Origin of the sequence: Corynebacterium sp. HMSC074C01, from assembly GCF_001814605.1 — a bacterium.
GTDB lineage: Bacteria > Actinomycetota > Actinomycetes > Mycobacteriales > Mycobacteriaceae > Corynebacterium.
In genome coordinates this window covers 25,915-45,327 of record NZ_KV817278.1, presented here as the reverse complement: position 1 = coordinate 45,327, position 19,413 = coordinate 25,915, and the positions used below count along the sequence as shown (strand labels likewise).

The 19,413-nt window shown below is 62.1% G+C and carries 21 protein-coding genes; 14 read left to right on the top strand and 7 right to left on the bottom strand.

Annotated features, from left to right (window positions below; all coding sequences use genetic code 11):
- On the top strand, window positions 1–2,089 hold a 2,089-nt coding region (locus tag HMPREF2978_RS05890), incomplete at its 5' end, for an ATP-dependent Clp protease ATP-binding subunit (protein ID WP_070744596.1).
- Window positions 2,090–2,243: 154 nt separating this feature from the next.
- On the opposite strand, the gene HMPREF2978_RS05885 is transcribed toward HMPREF2978_RS05890, so the two are convergent.
- From HMPREF2978_RS05885 to HMPREF2978_RS05875, 3 genes are all read right to left on the bottom strand, one after another.
- Window positions 2,244–3,134 carry a cation diffusion facilitator family transporter gene (locus HMPREF2978_RS05885; RefSeq protein ID WP_070524604.1) on the bottom strand — a complete coding sequence of 297 codons (891 nt, stop codon included), beginning with the start codon at window positions 3,132–3,134 and terminating at the stop codon, window positions 2,244–2,246.
- A gap of 75 nt (window positions 3,135–3,209) precedes the next feature.
- Window positions 3,210–4,070 carry a hypothetical protein gene (locus HMPREF2978_RS05880; protein ID WP_070524601.1) on the bottom strand — a complete coding sequence of 287 codons (861 nt, stop codon included), beginning with the start codon at window positions 4,068–4,070 and terminating at the stop codon, window positions 3,210–3,212.
- Entirely contained in the window at window positions 4,070–4,630 is a 561-nt protein-coding gene (locus HMPREF2978_RS05875) for a hypothetical protein (RefSeq protein ID WP_070524599.1), read from the bottom strand. Before HMPREF2978_RS05875 ends, HMPREF2978_RS05880 begins: the two co-directional genes overlap by 1 nt.
- Before the next feature lie 133 nt (window positions 4,631–4,763).
- Here HMPREF2978_RS05875 and HMPREF2978_RS05870 point away from each other — a divergent pair, with 133 nt between their 5' ends.
- Window positions 4,764–5,597: a DUF1266 domain-containing protein gene (locus tag HMPREF2978_RS05870; protein WP_070524597.1), complete on the top strand. Its 834-nt coding sequence runs from the start codon at window positions 4,764–4,766 to the stop codon at window positions 5,595–5,597.
- An 18-nt stretch (window positions 5,598–5,615) separates the two neighbouring features.
- Here the strand turns inward: HMPREF2978_RS05870 and HMPREF2978_RS05865 are convergent, their stop codons facing one another.
- Window positions 5,616–6,842, bottom strand: a complete 1,227-nt coding sequence (locus tag HMPREF2978_RS05865) for a lipase family protein (protein WP_070744594.1) — start codon at window positions 6,840–6,842, stop codon at window positions 5,616–5,618.
- Window positions 6,843–6,904: 62 nt separating this feature from the next.
- Between HMPREF2978_RS05865 and HMPREF2978_RS12810 the strand changes: the two genes are divergently transcribed.
- Window positions 6,905–7,075 (top strand): DUF4236 domain-containing protein, encoded by a 171-nt coding sequence (locus HMPREF2978_RS12810; RefSeq protein WP_010188861.1) that lies wholly within the window; start codon window positions 6,905–6,907, stop codon window positions 7,073–7,075.
- The gene (locus tag HMPREF2978_RS05860; RefSeq protein WP_070744592.1) at window positions 7,075–8,391 is read left to right on the top strand and encodes a threonine/serine exporter family protein; all 1,317 of its coding nucleotides are present in this window, start codon (window positions 7,075–7,077) and stop codon (window positions 8,389–8,391) included. Before HMPREF2978_RS12810 ends, HMPREF2978_RS05860 begins: the two co-directional genes overlap by 1 nt.
- Here HMPREF2978_RS05860 and HMPREF2978_RS05855 read toward each other — a convergent pair.
- Window positions 8,357–9,217: an HhH-GPD family protein gene (locus HMPREF2978_RS05855; RefSeq protein WP_070744590.1), complete on the bottom strand. Its 861-nt coding sequence runs from the start codon at window positions 9,215–9,217 to the stop codon at window positions 8,357–8,359. The two genes, HMPREF2978_RS05860 and HMPREF2978_RS05855, sit on opposite strands and share 35 nt — an antisense overlap.
- A 41-nt stretch (window positions 9,218–9,258) precedes the next feature.
- On the opposite strand from HMPREF2978_RS05855, the gene HMPREF2978_RS05850 reads away from it, so the two are divergent.
- Window positions 9,259–9,882, top strand: coding sequence for a carbonic anhydrase (locus HMPREF2978_RS05850; RefSeq protein WP_070524587.1), 624 nt, complete (start codon window positions 9,259–9,261; stop codon window positions 9,880–9,882).
- A gap of 107 nt (window positions 9,883–9,989) precedes the next feature.
- Window positions 9,990–10,730 (top strand): hypothetical protein, encoded by a 741-nt coding sequence (locus HMPREF2978_RS05845; RefSeq protein WP_070524585.1) that lies wholly within the window; start codon window positions 9,990–9,992, stop codon window positions 10,728–10,730.
- Here HMPREF2978_RS05845 and radA read toward each other — a convergent pair.
- Both radA and HMPREF2978_RS05835 read right to left on the bottom strand, forming a co-directional pair.
- The gene (gene radA / locus HMPREF2978_RS05840) at window positions 10,717–12,099 is read right to left on the bottom strand and encodes a DNA repair protein RadA (protein ID WP_070744588.1); all 1,383 of its coding nucleotides are present in this window, start codon (window positions 12,097–12,099) and stop codon (window positions 10,717–10,719) included. The two genes, HMPREF2978_RS05845 and radA, sit on opposite strands and share 14 nt — an antisense overlap.
- Before the next feature lie 202 nt (window positions 12,100–12,301).
- The gene (locus tag HMPREF2978_RS05835) at window positions 12,302–12,877 is read right to left on the bottom strand and encodes a hypothetical protein (RefSeq protein ID WP_070524581.1); all 576 of its coding nucleotides are present in this window, start codon (window positions 12,875–12,877) and stop codon (window positions 12,302–12,304) included.
- Between the two features lie 288 nt (window positions 12,878–13,165).
- Between HMPREF2978_RS05835 and HMPREF2978_RS05830 the strand changes: the two genes are divergently transcribed.
- The 8 genes from HMPREF2978_RS05830 to HMPREF2978_RS12805 all read left to right on the top strand — a co-directional run bounded on the left by HMPREF2978_RS05830 (window position 13,166) and on the right by HMPREF2978_RS12805 (window position 19,392).
- Entirely contained in the window at window positions 13,166–13,750 is a 585-nt protein-coding gene (locus tag HMPREF2978_RS05830) for a CarD family transcriptional regulator (protein ID WP_010188874.1), read from the top strand.
- Window positions 13,722–14,483, top strand: a complete 762-nt coding sequence (ispD, locus tag HMPREF2978_RS05825; RefSeq protein WP_070744586.1) for a 2-C-methyl-D-erythritol 4-phosphate cytidylyltransferase — start codon at window positions 13,722–13,724, stop codon at window positions 14,481–14,483. The genes HMPREF2978_RS05830 and ispD overlap by 29 nt, the downstream gene beginning before the upstream one ends.
- Window positions 14,476–14,958, top strand: a complete 483-nt coding sequence (gene ispF, locus HMPREF2978_RS05820; protein ID WP_070744584.1) for a 2-C-methyl-D-erythritol 2,4-cyclodiphosphate synthase — start codon at window positions 14,476–14,478, stop codon at window positions 14,956–14,958. Before ispD ends, ispF begins: the two co-directional genes overlap by 8 nt.
- A gap of 47 nt (window positions 14,959–15,005) precedes the next feature.
- Window positions 15,006–16,412: a cysteine--tRNA ligase gene (cysS, locus tag HMPREF2978_RS05815; RefSeq protein ID WP_070744582.1), complete on the top strand. Its 1,407-nt coding sequence runs from the start codon at window positions 15,006–15,008 to the stop codon at window positions 16,410–16,412.
- A gap of 42 nt (window positions 16,413–16,454) precedes the next feature.
- Window positions 16,455–17,405, top strand: a complete 951-nt coding sequence (rlmB, locus tag HMPREF2978_RS05810) for a 23S rRNA (guanosine(2251)-2'-O)-methyltransferase RlmB (protein ID WP_070524573.1) — start codon at window positions 16,455–16,457, stop codon at window positions 17,403–17,405.
- Between the two features lie 75 nt (window positions 17,406–17,480).
- Window positions 17,481–18,158, top strand: coding sequence for an AAA family ATPase (locus HMPREF2978_RS05805; protein WP_246818734.1), 678 nt, complete (start codon window positions 17,481–17,483; stop codon window positions 18,156–18,158).
- Window positions 18,155–18,805 carry an AAA family ATPase gene (locus tag HMPREF2978_RS05800; protein WP_010188886.1) on the top strand — a complete coding sequence of 217 codons (651 nt, stop codon included), beginning with the start codon at window positions 18,155–18,157 and terminating at the stop codon, window positions 18,803–18,805. Before HMPREF2978_RS05805 ends, HMPREF2978_RS05800 begins: the two co-directional genes overlap by 4 nt.
- Before the next feature lie 305 nt (window positions 18,806–19,110).
- Window positions 19,111–19,392 (top strand): ATP-binding cassette domain-containing protein, encoded by a 282-nt coding sequence (locus tag HMPREF2978_RS12805; RefSeq protein WP_080550367.1) that lies wholly within the window; start codon window positions 19,111–19,113, stop codon window positions 19,390–19,392.
- The last annotated feature ends 21 nt before the right edge of the window (window positions 19,393–19,413 follow it).

The window sequence follows — 19,413 nt, the reverse complement described above, 5'->3', positions numbered from 1 at the left end:
GCTCATCGGTGAGCCCGGCGTGGGTAAGACCGCCGTGGTCGAAGGCCTGGCTCTCGATATCGTTAACGGCAAGGTCCCGGAGACCCTCAAGGATAAGCAGCTCTACTCGCTGGACCTGGGCTCCTTGGTGGCTGGTTCGCGCTACCGCGGTGACTTCGAGGAACGCCTGAAGAAGGTGCTTAAGGAGATTAACCAGCGCGGTGACATCATCCTCTTTATCGATGAGATCCACACTTTGGTTGGCGCGGGTGCCGCTGAGGGCGCTATCGATGCTGCCTCGCTGTTGAAGCCGAAGTTGGCTCGCGGCGAGCTGCAGACCATTGGTGCCACCACCTTGGATGAGTACCGCAAGCACATTGAGAAGGATGCTGCTCTCGAGCGCCGCTTCCAGCCGGTCAAGGTGGAAGAACCTTCCCTCGATGACACCATTCTGATCCTCAAGGGCTTGCGCGATAAGTACGAGGCACACCACCGCGTGTCCTACACGGATGAAGCTCTCAAGGCTGCCGCCTCCCTGTCTGACCGCTACATCAACGACCGCTTCCTGCCGGATAAGGCCGTGGATCTCCTCGATGAGGCCGGTGCCCGCATGCGCATCAAGCGCATGACCGCTCCGGAGGGCCTGCGTGAGGTCGATGACCGCATCGCCGAGGTCCGCAAGGAGAAGGAAGCCGCGATCGACGCCCAGGACTTTGAAAAGGCCGCTGGTTTGCGCGATAAGGAGCGCAAGCTCGGTGAAGAGCGTGCGGAGAAGGAAAAGCAGTGGCGCTCTGGTGACTTGGAGGAGATCGCCGAGGTCGGTGAGGAGCAGATCGCAGAGGTTCTCGCTCACTGGACCGGCATTCCGGTTCTTAAGCTCACCGAGAAGGAGTCCAACCGTCTCCTCAACATGGAGGAGGAGCTGCATAAGCGCATCATCGGCCAGGACGATGCCGTCAAGGCTGTCTCCCGCGCCATCCGCCGCACCCGTGCTGGTCTGAAGGACCCGCGTCGTCCTTCCGGTTCCTTCATCTTCGCCGGCCCGTCCGGTGTGGGTAAGACGGAGCTGTCGAAGTCGCTGGCTAACTTCCTCTTCGGTTCGGATGATGACCTCATCCAGATCGATATGGGTGAGTTCCACGATCGCTTCACCGCCTCCCGCCTCTTCGGTGCCCCTCCGGGATATGTTGGCTACGAGGAAGGCGGCCAGTTGACCGAGAAGGTCCGCCGCAAGCCTTTCTCCGTGGTGCTCTTCGATGAGATTGAGAAGGCCCACAAGGAGATCTACAACACCTTGCTGCAGGTGCTGGAGGATGGCCGCCTGACCGATGGTCAGGGCCGCATCGTGGACTTCAAGAACACGGTGCTCATCTTCACCTCGAACCTGGGTACCCAGGACATCTCGAAGGCCGTGGGCTTGGGCTTCACCGGCTCTTCCGAGAATGATGCGGATGCGCAGTACGAGCGCATGAAGAACAAGGTCAACGATGAGCTGAAGAAGCACTTCCGCCCCGAGTTCCTCAACCGTATCGATGAGATTGTGGTCTTCCACCAGCTCACCCAGGAGCAGATCGTCGAGATGGTGGAGCTGCTCATCGCCCGCGTGGAGAAGCAGCTCTCCGAGCGTGACATGGGCATCGAGCTCACCCAGAAGGCCAAGGATCTGCTGGCTCAGCGTGGCTTCGACCCGGTCTTGGGTGCTCGCCCGCTGCGTCGCACCATTCAGCGCGAGATTGAGGATCAGCTCTCCGAGAAGATCCTCTTCGGTGAAATTGGCGCCGGTGAGATCATCACCGTGGATGTTGAAGGCTGGGACGGCGAGTCCAAGGACAACTCTTCCGCATCCTTTACCTTCACCCCGCGTCCGCGCCCGCTGCCGGAGGATACCTTCGACAAGGAGCTTGAGGAGACCGCCGTGCGTGAGGCCGATGAGGAACTCGCCACCGAGATCGATGCCGAAACTCACGGCCCAGACTCCGATGGCCCCGACACTGTCGCCCCGGACGTCCTCGATGAGTCTGGTAGCGACTCCGCTGAGGAATCCCACAACGATGATGGTGATGACGGCAACCCGCCGCCGGCAGGTGCCGGTGCTGGCCAGCCGCTCTAAGCGCTGACTCGGGCCCTACACTGGGCCCATAAGGAATAGCCCCGAACCGCATGCGAGTGACACTCCGTGCGGTTCGGGGCTTTCTTTGCGCGATCGGGCGCGGCGGAATCTAATCCCTCTTTAACACCATGACCGGTCCAGTATTAGAACTGAATCAGCACACTGTCTCGTGGGATTCGTGCTCCGGGTGCTCGATCTGGATGGTGGAGTGCTCGATGCCGTGTTCGCGCAGGGCGTGCTGGGCGGCATCCAACAGTGGGCCGGTGTCGACGGTGCCGTCGCGCACGATATGCACGGTCGTAAGCACGTTTACTCCGTCCAGGCTCCATAGGTGCAGGTCGTGAATATCGGCAACGCCGTCGACCTGCCGCAGTGCGGGCTCGATCACGCTGGCGTCGAAGCCCGCCGGAACCTGCTCGAGTAGCACGCTCGCCGACAAACGCATGAGCTGCCAGGCACGCGGCAGCACCATCGCCGCGATCACGAGGGAGGCGATCACGTCCGCCGCCACAAACCCCGTGGTCAGCACCACGATGCCCGCCACAATCACGGCGACCGAACCGAGCAAATCCACCAGCACGTGCAAGAACGCGCCCTCCACGTTGATCGAGGATTCGCGGTGCCGGTGGAGCACCCACGCCGATAGCGCATTCGCCACGAGACCGATCACCGCGATGATCAGCATTGCCTCGCCCTGCACCTCGGCCGGGTTCTGCAGGCGGCGCACCGCTTCGACGACAATCCACACCGAGATCGCCAGCACCATCACCGCATTTGCCAGCGCCGCAAGCACCTCCACTCGCCGGTAGCCGTATGTGGCCTGGGCTGATGCTTGTCGACGCCCAATCAACACCGCGATCACCGCAATGATGAGCCCGGCGGCGTCGGAAAGCATATGCATCGCATCCGCCATCAGCGCCATCGAACCCGCCAACCAGCCGCCGATCAACTCCGCGAAGAAGACGGTGCCGGTAATGCTCAGCGCGATTATAAGTGCGCGCAGCGGCGTGCTGGAGTGATCGTGGTCGTGGTGCTCGTGTGCCATGCACTCAGCCTATCACCGCCGGTGCCTATTGACAATTAAATGAAAATGAAAAACGGTGGGCGAATCGATGCGGTTTTACTTGGCCACGCCGAGATCTACCAGTGATTTCTTTGCCACCTCAGGGTCATCACTCTTGATCATGTACTCAACGATGCCCTTATCGTCAGGGAGGATTTCCTGAACAGTGAACATGGCCTCCAATCGCTGGGCCTTGAATGTGGAACCGCGCGTTGATTCTGCGGAAATCTCAGCGGCCTTCAAGACGGGTTTGCCGTCACGAACGGCAGCGGTGGCGGCAGGGTCATCGGTGAAGACTACGTAACCAACCTCAGGTGCTTTCGTAGTATCCACGGAACAGTTGATGCCTTTCGCTTCTGGGGCAGGGGAGTTATCCGCGCCGTAGTAGCTGAACATCACTTCATAATCTGTGCACACTTCCACGAAGTCAGCAATCGGCTCGGGTGCTTGGTCGGCGGGGGTGAGGCCGCTTTGAGCGTCGCCAGCAGAATCGCCACCGGTCGCGCCGTCGGTGTCACCGTTGGAAGCCCCGGAATCGGCAGGTGCTTCAGCGGCGGGCTGCGCAGGAGCGGCCGAATCCTCAGACTTGTCACCAAAGAGAGCGTCTTTAGCTGCGACGTAACCAATCGCTACCACCACGATGACCGCGATTACTAGCGGAAGGAGCAACAGCTGCTTCTTTACACTGAGGCCTTGCTTCGGGCCATCGGTGTGGACACCTGTCGTGCCCGCGGTGGGGTTCGACGTGGAGGCAGTGCCCGATGCATTCTTCGAAGCCGCGCCTGGGTCTAGTAGTGAGCCATGCTTGATGAAATGGCGGTAGCCATTATCCGCAACTGTCTGGCCTTCTTTGATGTGTGACGTGTCTTCCGCCCCGTTAAGGTGATCGGGCGAACCCGGGTATGCAAGTCGGCTCATTATTCAGTCCACCACCGTGAATCAATGTCGGAATACAGGGAGCGCATCGACTCAACACGCGCTTCTACGCTGTCGCGATTGAGACGGTGCTTGTTTTCTTTCCACCGTTTAAAAAGTTCCTCCGAAGACACCGTGCGCGAGGCCTCCGTTCGTGCCTCCCGGCCTGCGGTCAGGGCCCACTGGGCGGCAAACTGCACGCGACGCGCGGCCTTTTCCGTGAACCCGCTCCACACTTTGTATGTGTTGTAGAGCTGAGCCACGACGGCCCAGCCATCCTGGTAGGGCAGAACTGTGACGTTGCCTAGGTTGTCAAGTTCAAGGAACTCAAAATGAGTTGGATCCTTCTTATCGGCGGTCACGAGGATCCTGCGGTTGGTGACAAACGCGGCACCATCCACCCCGCTTGCTTTCGTGGCGGCGGCTTCCAGCACAATTTCGTCGACACCAAGGCCTTCTACAACGGCTGCGGCGGCAGCGTGCACAATCTCGGAATCACCAGCACGTTTAAGTGCAGCACCGAGATCTGGCCGGTCTGTCAATGCAATTTGGGGTCCTGTCATGCACACGAGACTAACAACCCATCAAAAACTGTGACTGGGTGTGCTGAATTATGGCGTAGATCACCCCCCAGCATAGGGGTGATGGATGGGGCACCACGGAACCGCGCCAGAAACCTCGGTACGTTGAGTGGGTATGAGCTCAACGTTCACGCCAGCAAAGTTTGATGATACTTGGATCTACCGCCTTACAAAGTTCCCGTGGCCGGAGCCGGCGCCGAGCAAAGATGAGGTGCGCCGCCACTCTTGGGGAATGGTGTACAAGAGCAATAAGGCGTTTGCGACCCCGCTAGGGGTTGAGGCCATCAACGCAAGGGCGGCCAAGTACTACAAAACATCTCTCGAGCAAAACTGGGGGGTCACTGGTGCACAGGAAGCGTATCAGGTTATTGATGCTCTGCTCGAAGGTGGCCAGCACGTGGAAAATGACCTGGTTTTACCCCTCGCATACGCCGTGAAGGACGTCCCCGAGCGCGAGCTAGATGCGGAAGTGGAGGAAAAGGTCGAGTTCATCAAAGACTTCTTTATTGCCCAAGGCGCGGATCCGCGTCGTGGTGAACATAAGTTCCGCTACCTCGTAAGGATGTTGCGCTCGGAGGGCTTTGCCAAAGCAGCGGCCCCGGCACTGCCCACCACTACGCGCGCATGGGACATAATCCGTGTTCACAACGTTGGTGGCCCGGCAACGGAGCTGGGGTGGATCTCTCCAGAAGAGTTCCTTCAGATTTCGGACAAGGCCGTGGCGACCCTGCAGCGCTACTTCGTGTCGTGGGCTGACGTAGCCGCAAGTTTCTGGTGGGGCCGAATGATCTGGGCGAGTGATGGTGAGCCCGACGTCACCGCTGCGATGAAGGATCAATCGCAACGGCTCACCGAGCTGCTCGCACACAGTGATTCGCCTTGGGTGCGCGTGCCCTTGCACGACATCCAGGCCGAGGAGCCATTCGCATCCCTGGGCGGTTTGCACTAGAGCCTCTGCACTAAGCCCTTAGGAAGCTTGGCAGTTAGAGGGTGCAGGGACATCCTTGAAGCGGTCAATCAGATAATCCACGCCGCGTGGAACCGAGCTGATGATGCCAACGGCGTGGTTAGCCCCAGAGCGGGGGAGAATATCGACGGGGTTCGCGGCCTCAAACTGGACGGTGCCGCCGAGTGAGCAGTAGTTGCCCGCCATCGTGCGGGACTGCTCGTAGGGGATGAGGTCATCGGTGGGGGAGTTCATGACCAACATCGGGGCGTTGAGGGCACGCTGGCCCAGTCGTTGCTCCGCGAGCATCTGGGCGGCGGCTGGCTTGCGTCGGACGAGCTCGCCGAAGGACTCACCCGTCTTGGTCAGCTGGCTGGTATGGGTAAAGCCCCACGTCGCGATCGAATCGCCGATGCAGGCGTGGGCGGCACTGGCGAGGAAGTGCATGCCGCGCGGGTTCATCTCGGTGACGATCTCGTTATAAAAATCAGGGCTGCGCTCCGCATAGCCGTTGATGGCATAGCCCAAAACGTGAACGATGGAGGAGCCATCGACCGCGTTCATAACCTCGAAGAGATCAGCCGGTGGGGCGCCGGCGTAGGTGCCTTTGACGTTGAGCTCAGGAGCATAGGTTGCCGCGTACTCGGCTGCGGCCGCGGCGGCGCCGCCACCCTGGGAATAGCCGGCGAAGCCAACGGGGGCATCGGCCGGCGCGTTGACGTGGCGGAGGGTGGCGCGGGCGGCGTCGAGAACCGCGTGCGCTTCCTCAACGTGGTTGACGTAGGTGTGGTGACCTGGCGTGCCGAGACCAACCAGGTCCGTCGTGACCACGCGCACGCCCTGTTGCGCGGCGTATTGATAGAGCGCGTACTCGTAGTTCATATTGAGGGTGACCTGGTTGGCCGGACCCAGAGCGAGGTTGCCCACCGATTGTGCGGCATTAGACGGTGCACACTGATCACCCGCGCCGCGGGTACCGGGTGCGAAGACGATGGTGGGGCGCTCACCTGGGCCGTTCCACGCAGCGGAAGGCTCGTAAATGACACCCGTGACGGTGGTGAGGCGGCCGTCCATGAGGGTGGATTCGTAGGAAATCTTCTCGGCTTTGACTCCGGAGATGGCAGCCACGTGATCGATCGGATGCGAGGAGACCGGCGTGCCGGGCGCCGCCGATGCCACTGCGGGTGCCAGTGCGGTAGCCGCGAGTGCGAGGGCGGCTAGGAGGGCGCGGGGAGAGATCAGTTTCATGTCGTTAGACTAATCCTTCTTTCGCTGGGGTGCAGCGACTTCGCTGCGCTAAGCTAGCGCGCATGGGAATCTATTTTCGTAAGCGCAAGAAGACCGGAAAGAACAGCTGGATCAACGTTTCCGGCTCCGGTGCGTCGATGTCGACGAAGGTCGGCCCCGTGACCTTTAACTCCCGCGGCGGCATGTGGGTCAACCTGCCCGGCGGTCTGAACTTCCGGGGACGCTGGCGCTAATGACTTCTCACCCCAACAGCGACTATGTCCGCATGGGGTACGAGGCCGACGTCGTCCTGCGCCTAGGCATGATGCTCATGGGTGCGGGAACGTCCGGCTACCGCGTGCTGCGCGGCATGAAGCGTGCCGCCCGCGCGCTCGGCTTTGATCGGCTCGACGCCAACGTCGGCGTCACCCAGATAACATGCACGTTTCACCGCGGCCGCGAGTTTCGCACCGTGGTGGCCCAGCAGCATTCACCCGCCGTCGACGCCTCCCGCATTGAGGCGCTGGAGGACCTTACCCATCACAGGCTGTACGCGGGCATTACGGCTGAAGAGCTCACGGAGATGCTTGATTCCATCGAGTCGAGGGTGGTCAAGCGGTGGAATCGTTGGTTCTTGGCGGCCGCGGCGGCGATTGCGTGCGCCTCTTTCGCGGTCCTGAACTTCTTTACGCCGCTGGCGATTCTGCTGGTGGCTCTCGCCGCTTTTTGTGGCCAGCTCACCCGCGCGGTCCTACACGGCAAGCACGTTCACCAGCTGGGCTGCATCGTGGCGGCTGGAACGGTGGCTAGCCTCGTGTACTTCTTCACCACCGAGGCCGTGGCCGCCGCCGGAGTGGCGGATCCATCGGAGTTTTCTTCGGGCTATGTGGCCGCCGTACTTTTCCTCATTCCCGGTTTCCCGTTGTTCTCCGCGCTCATTGATCTCGCGCGCTTCGACTTCGAGGCCGGGTTATCCCGCCTGACTTACGCGCTGACGGTGATCACCGCTGCGACCTTTACCGTGGCGTTGGTCAGCTGGACCACGGAGCTGACCCCGGAACCGGGAATCCCGGACTATGCACCTGTGTGGTACCTCGCCGCCGCAGCAGCCAGCTTCCTGGGCATTTCCGGATTCGCGTTCCTCTTTAACTCCTCGCGCCGGATGGTGCTCGTGGCGGCCGCGGTGGGTACGGTGGCTAACCTCGTACGCCTAATCCTCATCGGGGTCGGGGCCACGACTTACGTCGGCGCGTTCGCCGGCGGTCTCATCGTGGGGCTCTTGGGTGCGGTGGCCTCCAAGCGCGCGCATCTACCGCGCATCACCACGACGGTGCCGGCGTCCGTCATCATGATCCCAGGAACCTCCATGTTCCGCACCGTTTACCACCTTAATGTGGGCAACATGGACCAGGCGTTGAGCAACTTCGCTACCGCCTCGATGGCCGTGGCGGCCATTGGCTGCGGGCTCATCCTCGCCCGCCTGTTGACTGACCGCGACTGGACCTTCGGCCACCTCATCGACTTCTCACACGTGCCTAGTGCGGCAGGTGGAACAAACCCTCGTCGTTGACATCCATCAACCCATCCTCGAGTAGTGAGGCTTGTGCGCGCGAGCGCTGTGCCGCATCTGGCCATACCGCGTCGAGCGCGGATTGCTCGACGGGATGAGGGGTGGCGCGGAGGACGTCGAGAAGCAGCCCGCGCACCTGCCGGTCCGTGCCGGTGAACTTCTGCACGCGCTTTTTCGCCCGCGCGGCCTCCTCCTCACTAGGCTCCGGGCAGCCCGCGAGCTGCCAAGCGCACGAGGCTTTGATGGGGCAGGCGGCACAGTCCGGGTTCTTGGCCGTGCACACCAAGGCGCCGAGTTCCATGAGTGCGGCGGAAAAGCGCGGGCTGTTCTCTTCCGGAAGCAAAGCTTCTACCTGCGCCAGCTCGCGTTTTGCGGGAGGTGGCGCGAGGAAGCGCCCCTCCTCTGCGCGGGCATAGACGCGGCGAACGTTGGTATCCACCACCGGAACGTTGTGCCCAAAATGGAAACAGGCCACAGCACGGGCGGTGTACTCACCGATCCCCGGTAACGCCAAGAGCTTGGCGACGTCCCCCGGAACCTCCCCCTCACCAATCTCCTTCGCGCACTCCCACAAGCGCAACGCGCGGCGCGGGTAGCCCAGCTTTCCCCAGGCGCGCAGCACATCTGCTTTGGATGCCGCCGCGAGGTCTTGTGGGGTAGGCCAGCGGTGCATCCACTCCTCCCACTGTGGGGCCACGCGAGCGACCGGGGTTTGTTGGCTCATAACCTCGCTTAAGAGCACACCCCACGCTGAGGTGCCCGGCCGGCGCCACGGCAAGGGGCGCTCATGGGCATCGAACCATTCCACGACAGCTTGGGTATCCATAGGCACCTCAGTGTAGGGCTCTGAGGACTAAGCTAAGAAACATGCCTCTAGCTAAAGTTCCTCAGAATCCACAGAAAGTGTGGGAAGCCCTCCAGGAAGGTAACCATCGCCTGGTTACGGGCAACCTCATCGACGTTAACCAGGATGCGAAGCTGCGCGCCGGGCTGACCCAGGGGCAAGACCCGCGCGTCATTGTGTTGGCCTGTTCCGATTCCCGCGCGCCGATCGAGCACGTGTTCAACATTGGTTTCGGCGATGCCTTCGTTATCCGCACCGCGGGCCACATTTTGGACAGCGCGGTGATGGCCTCGCTGGATTACGCCTTAGAAAATCTCCACGCCAACCTGCTCGTTGTCATGGGGCATCAGTCCTGCGGTGCAGTGGGCGCGGCTAAGGCCTTCCTGGATGGTGGCGAATTGCCCACGGGCCTGCAGCGCCCGATCATCGAGCAAGTTGCCGCGGCCTCGCTGGTGGCCAAGCGCGATGGCCGCGAAGAGTGCGCTGACTTCGAGCGCGAAAACACCGCGCAGGTGGTTTCCCAGATCATCTCCGATATTCCGGCTGCACGCCGGCTTCTCGACGCCGGCACGCTCGGCATCGTCGGCCTGCGCTACCTCCTTGAGGATTCTAGCGTGGAAACCGTCGTCCTACACGGCGTGAAGTAACCGTTGTACTCACCCGGTTACTCGGGTGAGTGCATAGAAGCTGCTGCTCAAGACACGCGGCCCCGGGCTGGCCCGGGTTAGGCTTCGGTCCCCTTAAACTAAGAGCTGTGACTGAGCCATCCCGTACCCCGAAGCAGCTGCCGCGAGAGATCTATGTGCGCCGTCGCGTCGCCGCGCTCGTGGCGATCTTGGTACTCGTGATCGTTCTTATTTGGGCTGCCACCGCGCTTTTTAGCGGTTCGGAGGAACCGGGAACGGAATCGCAGCAGGCAGCGGCTTCGGATACCTTGGCACCTTCGAAGGAAACCACCTCGCCGGTCGAGACAACCGAGTCCACCGCGGCCGAGGGATCCGCTGAAGCCTCGGAATCTGCTGAGCCGAAGGAAGGCGAGCAGGACAAGGAAGCGCCATCGTCTGAGGCGAAGCCGGGGGAGTTGACCGTCGATCCCACCAAGAAGACGTGTTCCCTCCAAGACCTCAAGGTGCTGGCCAAGACTAACGAGGACAGCGTTCCGGCCGATAAGATGCCGACCTTCTACTTGGAGGTCTTTAACCCGACGACGGCAGATTGCTCCATCGATCTGGATGAGGAACAGCTGCGCTTCGAGGTTTACAAGATGGGCTCTAACGAGCGCGTGTGGGCCGATACCGATTGCTATGCCTCGGTGGAAACCGGCAAGCAGACCTTCAAATCCGGTGAGACCCGCTACTTCCAAGCGGATTGGTCCCGTAAGCGCTCCGAGCCAGGCAAGTGCACCGACCGCGAGGACGCTGAGCCAGGTGCTTATTTCTTGCACTCCGTCATCGGTGAGAACTACTCCCCGGCGCTCCCCTTCAATCTGCTTTAAGCGCAGCGATTGCTTCGCTTAGCGTCGCTGCCTGGCGCACCTGCATGCCCCCGCTGACCTCCACCTTTCCGGGCGGGACGATGGCGTAGCGGTAACCCAAGCGGGTAGCTTCCGCCAAACGGCGGTCTAAGTTGGGCACGCGGCGCACCTCGCCGGCGAGGCCAACCTCCCCAATGACCACGGTCTTCGGCGGCAAAGGCCGCTCGTGCAAGGAGGACCACGTGGCAAGGGCCACTGCAAGGTCCGTTGCCGGTTCCTGAATCTTCATGCCGCCCACCGTGGCCACATAGGCATCCTTGTCATTGGTGCGTTCGCCCGCGCGGGCCTGCAACACCGCGAGCACCATGGGAACGCGGTTGGCATCAAGCCCCGTCACCACGCGCCGCGGGTTCTTCGCCACTGGATCTACGGTGAGAGCCTGGACCTCAGCCAGAATCGGGCGCACACCATCCATGGCGACGGTCACCGCCGAGCCATCCGGGGTGCTGCCGCGGTGGGAGAGGAAGAGGCCAGAAGGATCCGCGACCTCCCGAATACCGGCCGCAGTTTGCTCGAAGCAACCCATCTCATCGGTGGCACCGAAGCGGTTCTTCAGGCCCCGGAGAAGGCGCAGGGAGGATTGACGGTCACCTTCAAAATTCAGGACGACGTCCACGAGGTGCTCAAGCACGCGCGGGCCGGCGACGTTGCCGTCTTTAGTCACGTGCCCGACGAGGAGGATGGGGATGCCGGTGGTTTTGGCCAGCGTGGTCAGGGCAGCGGTCACCGCGCGCGACTGCGCCACGCCGCCGGCCACGCCTTCGACTCCGGCGGCGTGCATGGTTTGAACGGAGTCCACGATGAGCAGGCTGGGTTTGAGCTGCTCCACGTGCCCAAAGACAACGTCGAGGTTCGACTCAGCCGCGAGGTAGAGCGTCTCGTGCAAAGCCCCTGTGCGTTCAGCGCGGGCGCGGACCTGCCCGGCGGATTCTTCTGCGGTGGAATAAAGTGCAGTGCGTCCTAGCTGCGCCCAGCGGGAAGCGACTTCAAGCAGGAGTGTGGATTTGCCGACTCCCGGCTCACCCGCCATGAGCACCACCGAACCGGGGACGATGCCGCGGCCCAAGACTCGGTCAAGCTCCCCAATGCCGGTATTGATGGCCTTCGTTGCTGACGCGCCCACTTTGGTTATCGGCACCGCCGGGCTCGTCGGTGTTAGGCCTGTGGGACGGCGCCCAGACACCGCAGCTTGGGCAGCAGTACCGCTCTCTGCCGCCGCGGTTTCCTGAAGCGTTCCCCAAGAGCCGCACTCGGGGCAGCGGCCAAGCCACTTGGGGGAGACGAAGCCACACTCGGAGCAGGTGTGGACGGGACGAACCTTTTTTGCCATGCTTCTCACTCTAGTAAGCCGCGTGGACATCGACGTCAGCCTGCAGGACGGTGCAGGCCATGTACCGCGGGACGGCTCTTCTTCTCTCTCTTAACGCTATGTAAAAACGTAAAAGAAACCGCCCCACCTGCCAAAGTTTTCCCGGAACTTTGAATCACGGGCTGCAACTTTGGCAGCTGGGGCGGTTTCTATGAAGAAAGGCCTACTTGTTCTCGGCGTAGCCCTCGGTGGACTGCGGGTCGCGGTCATAGTTGCCGGACTGCAGCGGGGAGGCAGACACGGTGGCATCAACCTCAATGGTGCCGGTGTTGAAGGTGAAGGTCACCGGGCGGGAGCCGCCAAAGCCATAGTCCTCATTCTCCAGGGAGGTGGTCACGTAGGTGATCTTTTCGTCCTTGCCATCCTTGGGGAGGCGGTCCAGGTTCGCCTGGGAATCGGCGTAGAGGGCATGATCACGCGGAAGCGGCTCGACGCCTTCCAGAGGGACGTCCTGGCCATCGACGCTGACGGACTCGAGGGTAACGTCATCAACCTTGTAGCCCTGGTTAACGGCGACGAACTTCAGGGAGGTCTCACCGGTGTCCGGCTCAACCTGAATGGTGACGTCACGTACGGCCACCTTGCCATCTTCGGAGCTTGCGGATGCGCCGTCGACAGCAATCACCTTTTCCGCGGTCTGCGCAACATGACCGGCCGAGCAGGACGCCAAGGCCAGCGCGGAGAGGGCGGTAACTGACATGATGGCACCGCAGCGAGCGGCGGACTTCAGGGACTGCACTGTGAGTGTCCTCCATTGAATTGCGATCACAAAGCTTATCAACGCTTTAGCCTAGTACCTCTGGGGGGAAAGCACACAGTTTCCGCTAAACCCCTTGGGTAGACCGGGGGTAGCCGGGCTTTATATCAGCCGCCATTGTGGTGTAGTGCAGTCAGTGCGCAGCACCTGGGCGGGGGAGGAGGGGTAGAAAGCAGCGTGCTAGAATAGACTCCCTGTATATGCGGCCCACCGAGAGTACGCCGAGCGCACACGATGGGCATCGTCTCAAAGGCTTCACAAGGAGTGGCAATGGAATTTAAGGTCGGAGAGGTCGTCGTCTACCCCCACCACGGCGCCGCCAAGATTACGGCGATTGAAACGCGGGAGATGGGCGGCGAGGAGCTCGAATACCTCGTTCTCCAAATCAACCAGTCCGACCTGGTGGTCCGTGTGCCTTCCAAGAACGTTGAGATGGTGGGCGTGCGCGATGTCGTGGGCAAGGAAGGCCTCGAAAAGGTCTTCTCCGTCCTGCGCGAAGTAGACGTTGAGGAGGCCGGCAACTGGTCCCGCCGCTACAAGGCCAACCAGGAGCGCCTCGCCTCCGGCGATATCAACAAGGTGGCGGAAGTCGTGCGTGACCTGTGGCGCCGCGACCAGGACCGTGGCCTGTCCGCCGGTGAGAAGCGCATGCTGGCCAAGGCCCGCCAGATTCTGGTCGGTGAGCTCTCCCTGGCCAAGCCGGTTGATGAGAAGAAGGCTGACACCATGATGGAGGAAATCAACGCCACCATCGAGCGCCACCGCGCCGCCGGCCTGGTGGAGGACAAGTCCATTACCACCGACATTGACAATGACGTCGATCTCGATGACCTCTCCTTCGACGACGAAGACTAATACCCGTTCCACCGCCCGCGTCATTGCTCTCGTCGCGGCCGCCGGTCAGGGGACGCGCCTCGGGGCCGAGGTTCCCAAGGCCTACGTGGAGCTGCGCGGGCGCACCTTGCTGGAGCGTTCCGTCCGGGCCATGATCACCTCGGAATTCGTCGATGAGATCATTGTTCTCGTTAGCCCCTCCATGGAGGGTTATGCCGCCAGTATCCTCAACCGCATCGATTCTGATGTTCCCGTGCGCATCGTCCACGGCGGGGGTGAGCGCGCCGATTCCGTCTGGGCGGGTCTGCAGGCCATCCCGGATGAGGATGCCGTGGTGCTCATCCACGACGCCGCCCGTGCATTGACGCCGCCGGGGATGATCGCGCGCGTCGCCAAGCGCGTGCTCGACGGTGCCACCGCAGTCATCCCGGTCCTTCCCGTGGCGGACACCATCAAAGAGGTGGAGGGCACCACGGTCCTGTCCACCCCGGACCGTTCCCGCTTGCGTGCCGTGCAGACGCCGCAAGGTTTTGACCTGGCTGCGCTGCGCCGCGCCAACCTAGACTATTGGGCGCAGGACCCTGACTTCGTCGCCACCGATGACGCCAGCCTCATGGAATGGCACGGCGAGCGCGTGGAGACCGTGCAGGGAGATACCTTCGCCTTCAAGATCACCACCCCCATCGACCTCGTCCTGGCCAAGGCCGTGACGGATGAGGCCGAACCGACCATCTTCGAGGTGCCTAGTGACTAACCCGATTATCCCGCGTGTGGGAATCGCCACCGACGCCCACCAGATCGAGCCCGGAAAGCCCTGCTGGATCGCAGGTCTCCTCTTCGAGGACGCGGATGGCTGCGAGGGCCACTCCGATGGGGACGTGGTGAGCCACGCGCTTGTCGACGCCTTGCTCTCCGCCTCCAACCTCGGCGACCTCGGCTCCTTCGTCGGCGTGGGCCGGCCAGAGTACGACGGGGTCTCCGGCGCCCAGCTGCTGCGTGAGTGCCGCGAGCTGCTGGAGAAGGAAGGCTTCACCATTGGCAACGCCGCCGCACAGCTGGTTGGTCAGAGCCCCAAGATGGGCCCGCGGCGGAAGGAAGCCGAGTCCGTGCTGACCGAAATTCTCGGTGCCCCAGTGTCCGTCTCTGCGACGACGACGGATCATCTCGGTTTCACCGGACGCAAGGAGGGCCGCGCTGCCGTGGCAACGGCCGTGGTCTGGCGCGCCTAAGCCGTCTCGCGCTAGCCGCCGCGCCCGAGTCAATTAGACTAGGCCGGGTGAGTACTTTGCGCATTTTTGATACCGCCACCCGCAGCCAACGTGAGTTCGAGCCGGTTCGCCCCGGCCAAGCGTCGATCTACCTGTGCGGTGCCACCCCGCAGTCCCAGCCGCACATTGGCCACCTGCGCTCCGGCGTCGCCTTCGACATTCTGCGGCGCTGGCTTATCGCGCAGGGCTATGACGTGGCCTTGGTGCGCAACGTCACCGATATCGATGACAAGATCCTCACCAAGGCAGCCGAGAATAATCGCCCTTGGTGGGAGTGGGTATCCACCTATGAGCGCGAGTTCACCAAGGCTTATAACACCCTGGGCGTTTTGCCGCCCTCTGTAGAGCCGCGCGCGACGGGCTTTGTGACGCAGATGGTGGAGTACATGCAGCGGCTTATCGACGCCGGCTTCGCGTATGCCGTGCCTGGCGAAGGTGATTCCGGTTCCGTCTACTTCGACGTCGCGGCGTGGAATGCCACGGAAGGCTCGGACTATGGTGCGTTGTCTGGCAACCGCGTCGAGGACATGGAGCAGGGCGAGTCGGATGCCGTGGGCAAGCGCAGCCCGCAGGACTTTGCGCTGTGGAAGGCGGCTAAGCCGGGCGAGCCATCTTGGCCTACCCCGTGGGGCAAGGGCCGCCCGGGCTGGCACCTGGAGTGCTCGGCCATGTCGACCTATTACCTGGGCGGCGAGTTTGATATTCACTGCGGCGGCCTGGACCTGCAGTTCCCGCACCACGAGAACGAGATTGCGCAGTCGCATGCGGCGGGTGACAAGTTTGCCAACTACTGGATGCACAACCACTGGGTCACCATGGCCGGAGAGAAGATGTCGAAATCCCTGGGCAACGTGCTTTCCATTGCCAACATGCTGGAGATCGTCCGCCCGGTGGAGCTGCGCTACTACTTGGGTTCCGCGCACTACCGCTCGGTATTGGAATACTCGGAGGCAGCACTGACCGAGGCCGCGGCGGGCTATCGCCGCATCGAGGACTTTGTGGGCAAGTTCGAGGGTGTCGAGAAGGGCGAGTGGACCCCGGCCTTCGAGGAAGCAATGAACGATGACATTGCTGTGCCGAAGGCGCTGGCGGAAATCCACACCACCGTGCGCGCGGGCAATAAGGCGCTCAGTGAAGGCAACCGGGAGGAAGCCGAGCGTCTTGCCGGTGCCGTGCGCGCCATGGCCGCGGTTCTTGGCTTTGATCCCTTGGATGAACAGTGGAAAGATAGTGCCGAAGAAAGCGGCGCTGAAGCGGCCCTGGACGTTCTCGTTCGGGCCGAACTGGAGCGTCGCACCACCGCCCGCGCAGAAAAGGATTGGGCTACTGCGGACGCCGTGCGCGACCGCCTTGCAGCCGCGGGTATTACCATCATCGACACCGCCGACGGCCCCACCTGGTCCCTGGCGGATTAACCGTCCTTGGCATAGGCCGAGGACAACATAAGGAGAAGAACTATGGCACGTACCCATGGCCGCGGCGGCGCAGGTATCCGCAAGACGAATAAGAAGGGCGCCACGAAAGGTTCTGGCGGCCAGCGCCGCAAGGGCCTAGCCGGCAAGGGGCCCACGCCCAAGGCCGAGGACCGTATCTACCACGCCAAGCACAAGGCGAAGCTGGAGCGCGAGCGCCGTAATTCGGGCCGCCACCACAAGGAGACCGCGGAGATGGTCGTCGGCCGCAATCCGGTCATCGAGTGCCTGCACGCCAAGGTGCCTGCTACCTCCCTCTACATCGTGCAGGGCACGCGTAATGATGCCCGCCTGTCGGAGGCAGTGGCCATGTGCAATACCCGCAACATCCCGATCCTTGAGGTCCAGCGCCACGAGATGGATCGCATGACCGGTAACGGCATGCACCAGGGCATTGGTCTGCAGATCCCGCCGTACAAGTATGCCGACGTTCATGACCTGATGGATCGGGCCCGCGATGCCCAGGAACCGGGTATGTTCGTCATCCTCGATAACATCACCGACCCGCGCAATCTCGGCGCAGTCATCCGCTCCGTCGCGGCCTTCGGCGGCCATGGTGTCATCATCCCAGAGCGTCGCTCCGCCTCCGTCACCGCGGTGGCCTGGCGTACCTCCGCCGGCACCGCCGCGCGCTTGCCGGTGGCTCGCGTGACCAACGTGACCCGCACGGTCCAGGACTTCCAGAAGGCCGGCTACCAGGTTGTTGGCCTGGATGCGGGAGGCGAGCACACCCTCGATACTTACAACGGTGGCACCGACCCCGTTGTCATCGTCATCGGCTCTGAGGGCAAAGGCATTTCGCGCCTCGTCCGCGAGAACTGCGATGCCATCATGTCCATCCCCATGACCGACTGGGTTGAATCCCTCAACGCCTCCGTGGCGGCAGGTGCGGTGCTTTCCGAGTTCGCCCGCCAGCGTCGCGCGGCCCAGAAGTAGGCTCACGCTTTCGTCGCCATGTTCCTCACGAGTGTGCGTCCCGCCCCGGAGCTTATTGGGGAGGGACTGCCCGGCGTGCCGGAACACATGCGCCGCCTGGGCGTGCTCATCGCAGCGCTGCCCGGCGGCGCCTTGCGTTTGCCTACGCCCGTGACCGTCGTCGTGGGGGATAACGGCGCCGGAAAATCCACGCTGCTCGAGGCCATCGCCGTGGGGCTTGGCGTCAATCCCGAGGGCGGCTCGCGCCACGCCCGGTTTGCCACCGGCGACGAGGACTATCCCGAGTGGCTCATCTGCTCGCGGGCGCACAACCCGCGCGACGTGTACTTCTTGCGCGGCGAGACCTTCCTCAACTTGAGCGAGTATCACCACCAGATCCACAGCCCGGAGAATCCCGATCCGCTCAGTGACCTGCCGTTTCTCAGCCACGGCCAGGGTCTGCTCGCCCTCGTCGAGAGACGCTTCCATTCTGACGGAATGATCATTCTCGACGAGCCGGAAGACGGCTTGTCCTATCCCCGGCAGGTCGAGGTTGTCACGCAGCTCGAGCGCCTCGCCGCCCAGGGCGCGCAGGTCATCCTCGCGACGCACTCGCCAGTCTTCCTCAGCATGCAAGGCGCGACCGTCTACGCGTTCGGCGACAAGGGGATTGCGCCCGTCGCTCCCGAAGCGACGGAAGCTGTCCACGCCGCGCGCGAGTTCCTTGCCGATCCATTGGGGACCGCCGCGTTTCTTATTGGGGAGGGCGAATGAGAGACTTCTATGTCGACGCCTATGCCGCGCTGGACGGCGGCCACGGACCTGAGTGGGTGTCCTCCGTTCCTGGTTTCGTGGCGCTGCGACGCCAAGGACTGGACCTGCGTGCGCCGGTGACCGTGCTGACCGGGGACAACGGGGTAGGAAAGTCGACGCTCGCCGAGGGCATTGCCTTCGAGTACGGCTTTCCTGAGCGCGGTGGGATATGGGGTGTGCAGCGCTCCGCCGGTCCCATCAATCCCCTCCGGAGGTGGGCGAGCCTGCGGCTAGGTACCGCGCCCAAGGACGGCTACTTCCTGCGAGCGGAGGCGCACTACAACGTTGGTTCGACCGCGATGTCGCATGGCGAGTCCGTCATGGACGTCGTGCAGCGTTCCTTTGATGGGCGCGGGCTCTACATCCTCGACGAGCCGGAATCTGGGCTTTCGCTCGTGCGGCAGATGACGCTCATGGCGGAAATCCATCGCGCCGCGGAGGCGGGTGCGCAGTTCATCGTGGTGACGCACTCGCCGATTGTGGCAGCCATCCCCGGTGCGCGGATTGTTGAAATTACAGAAGATGGGTTCTTCCTTGAGCTGCGCGACGTGACACAGACGCTGGCGTTTCAGTCGTTGCGTGAGTTTCTCTACGCCTCCGGATGCTAGATTCAGGGCCGAGAAAGCTGGATGGCGATCTTTACTTCTTGGTTGCTGGCCAGTACTTCACATCTTGAACATTCAGATTGCGTGCGTGTGCCGAATACAAGGTTCTGGAGGATTGGGGTTCCACGGCTTAGAGACGAGGACGACTCGGTCCTTTGCCTGCCGTTTTCACCTTGTACAGATTCAGCTGCGGGTAACTTGAAGAATCTTCGCCAGCAAACCGTGACATCGAGAGTACATACATGCACAGACGTGTGCAACATCACGCTGGGACGTAATAATTCTCTAGATAACAACGGGTTGCAAGTGTGATTAGTCAGTACGCGAGAAAAGAAAACCTACGCGATGGAACGCGACCTCTACGCGATCGTCAACGACATTGCCGACCACTACAACAAGGTTCACTGAATGATGAACTGAAGGATCTTTTATCCCTTGTAGGCCTTTCATTGCACCACAGTGTTTCCTGCGAGCATGCTTCGCTCGGTATGAAACAGCGTCTAGGAATCGCCAAAGCACTGGTCGGTAATCCACAATTATTGCTTCTCGACGCTCACCTACGAACGGCCTCGACCCGAGGTTGGGGCTGAGTGGAGTGAGACACGATGGGG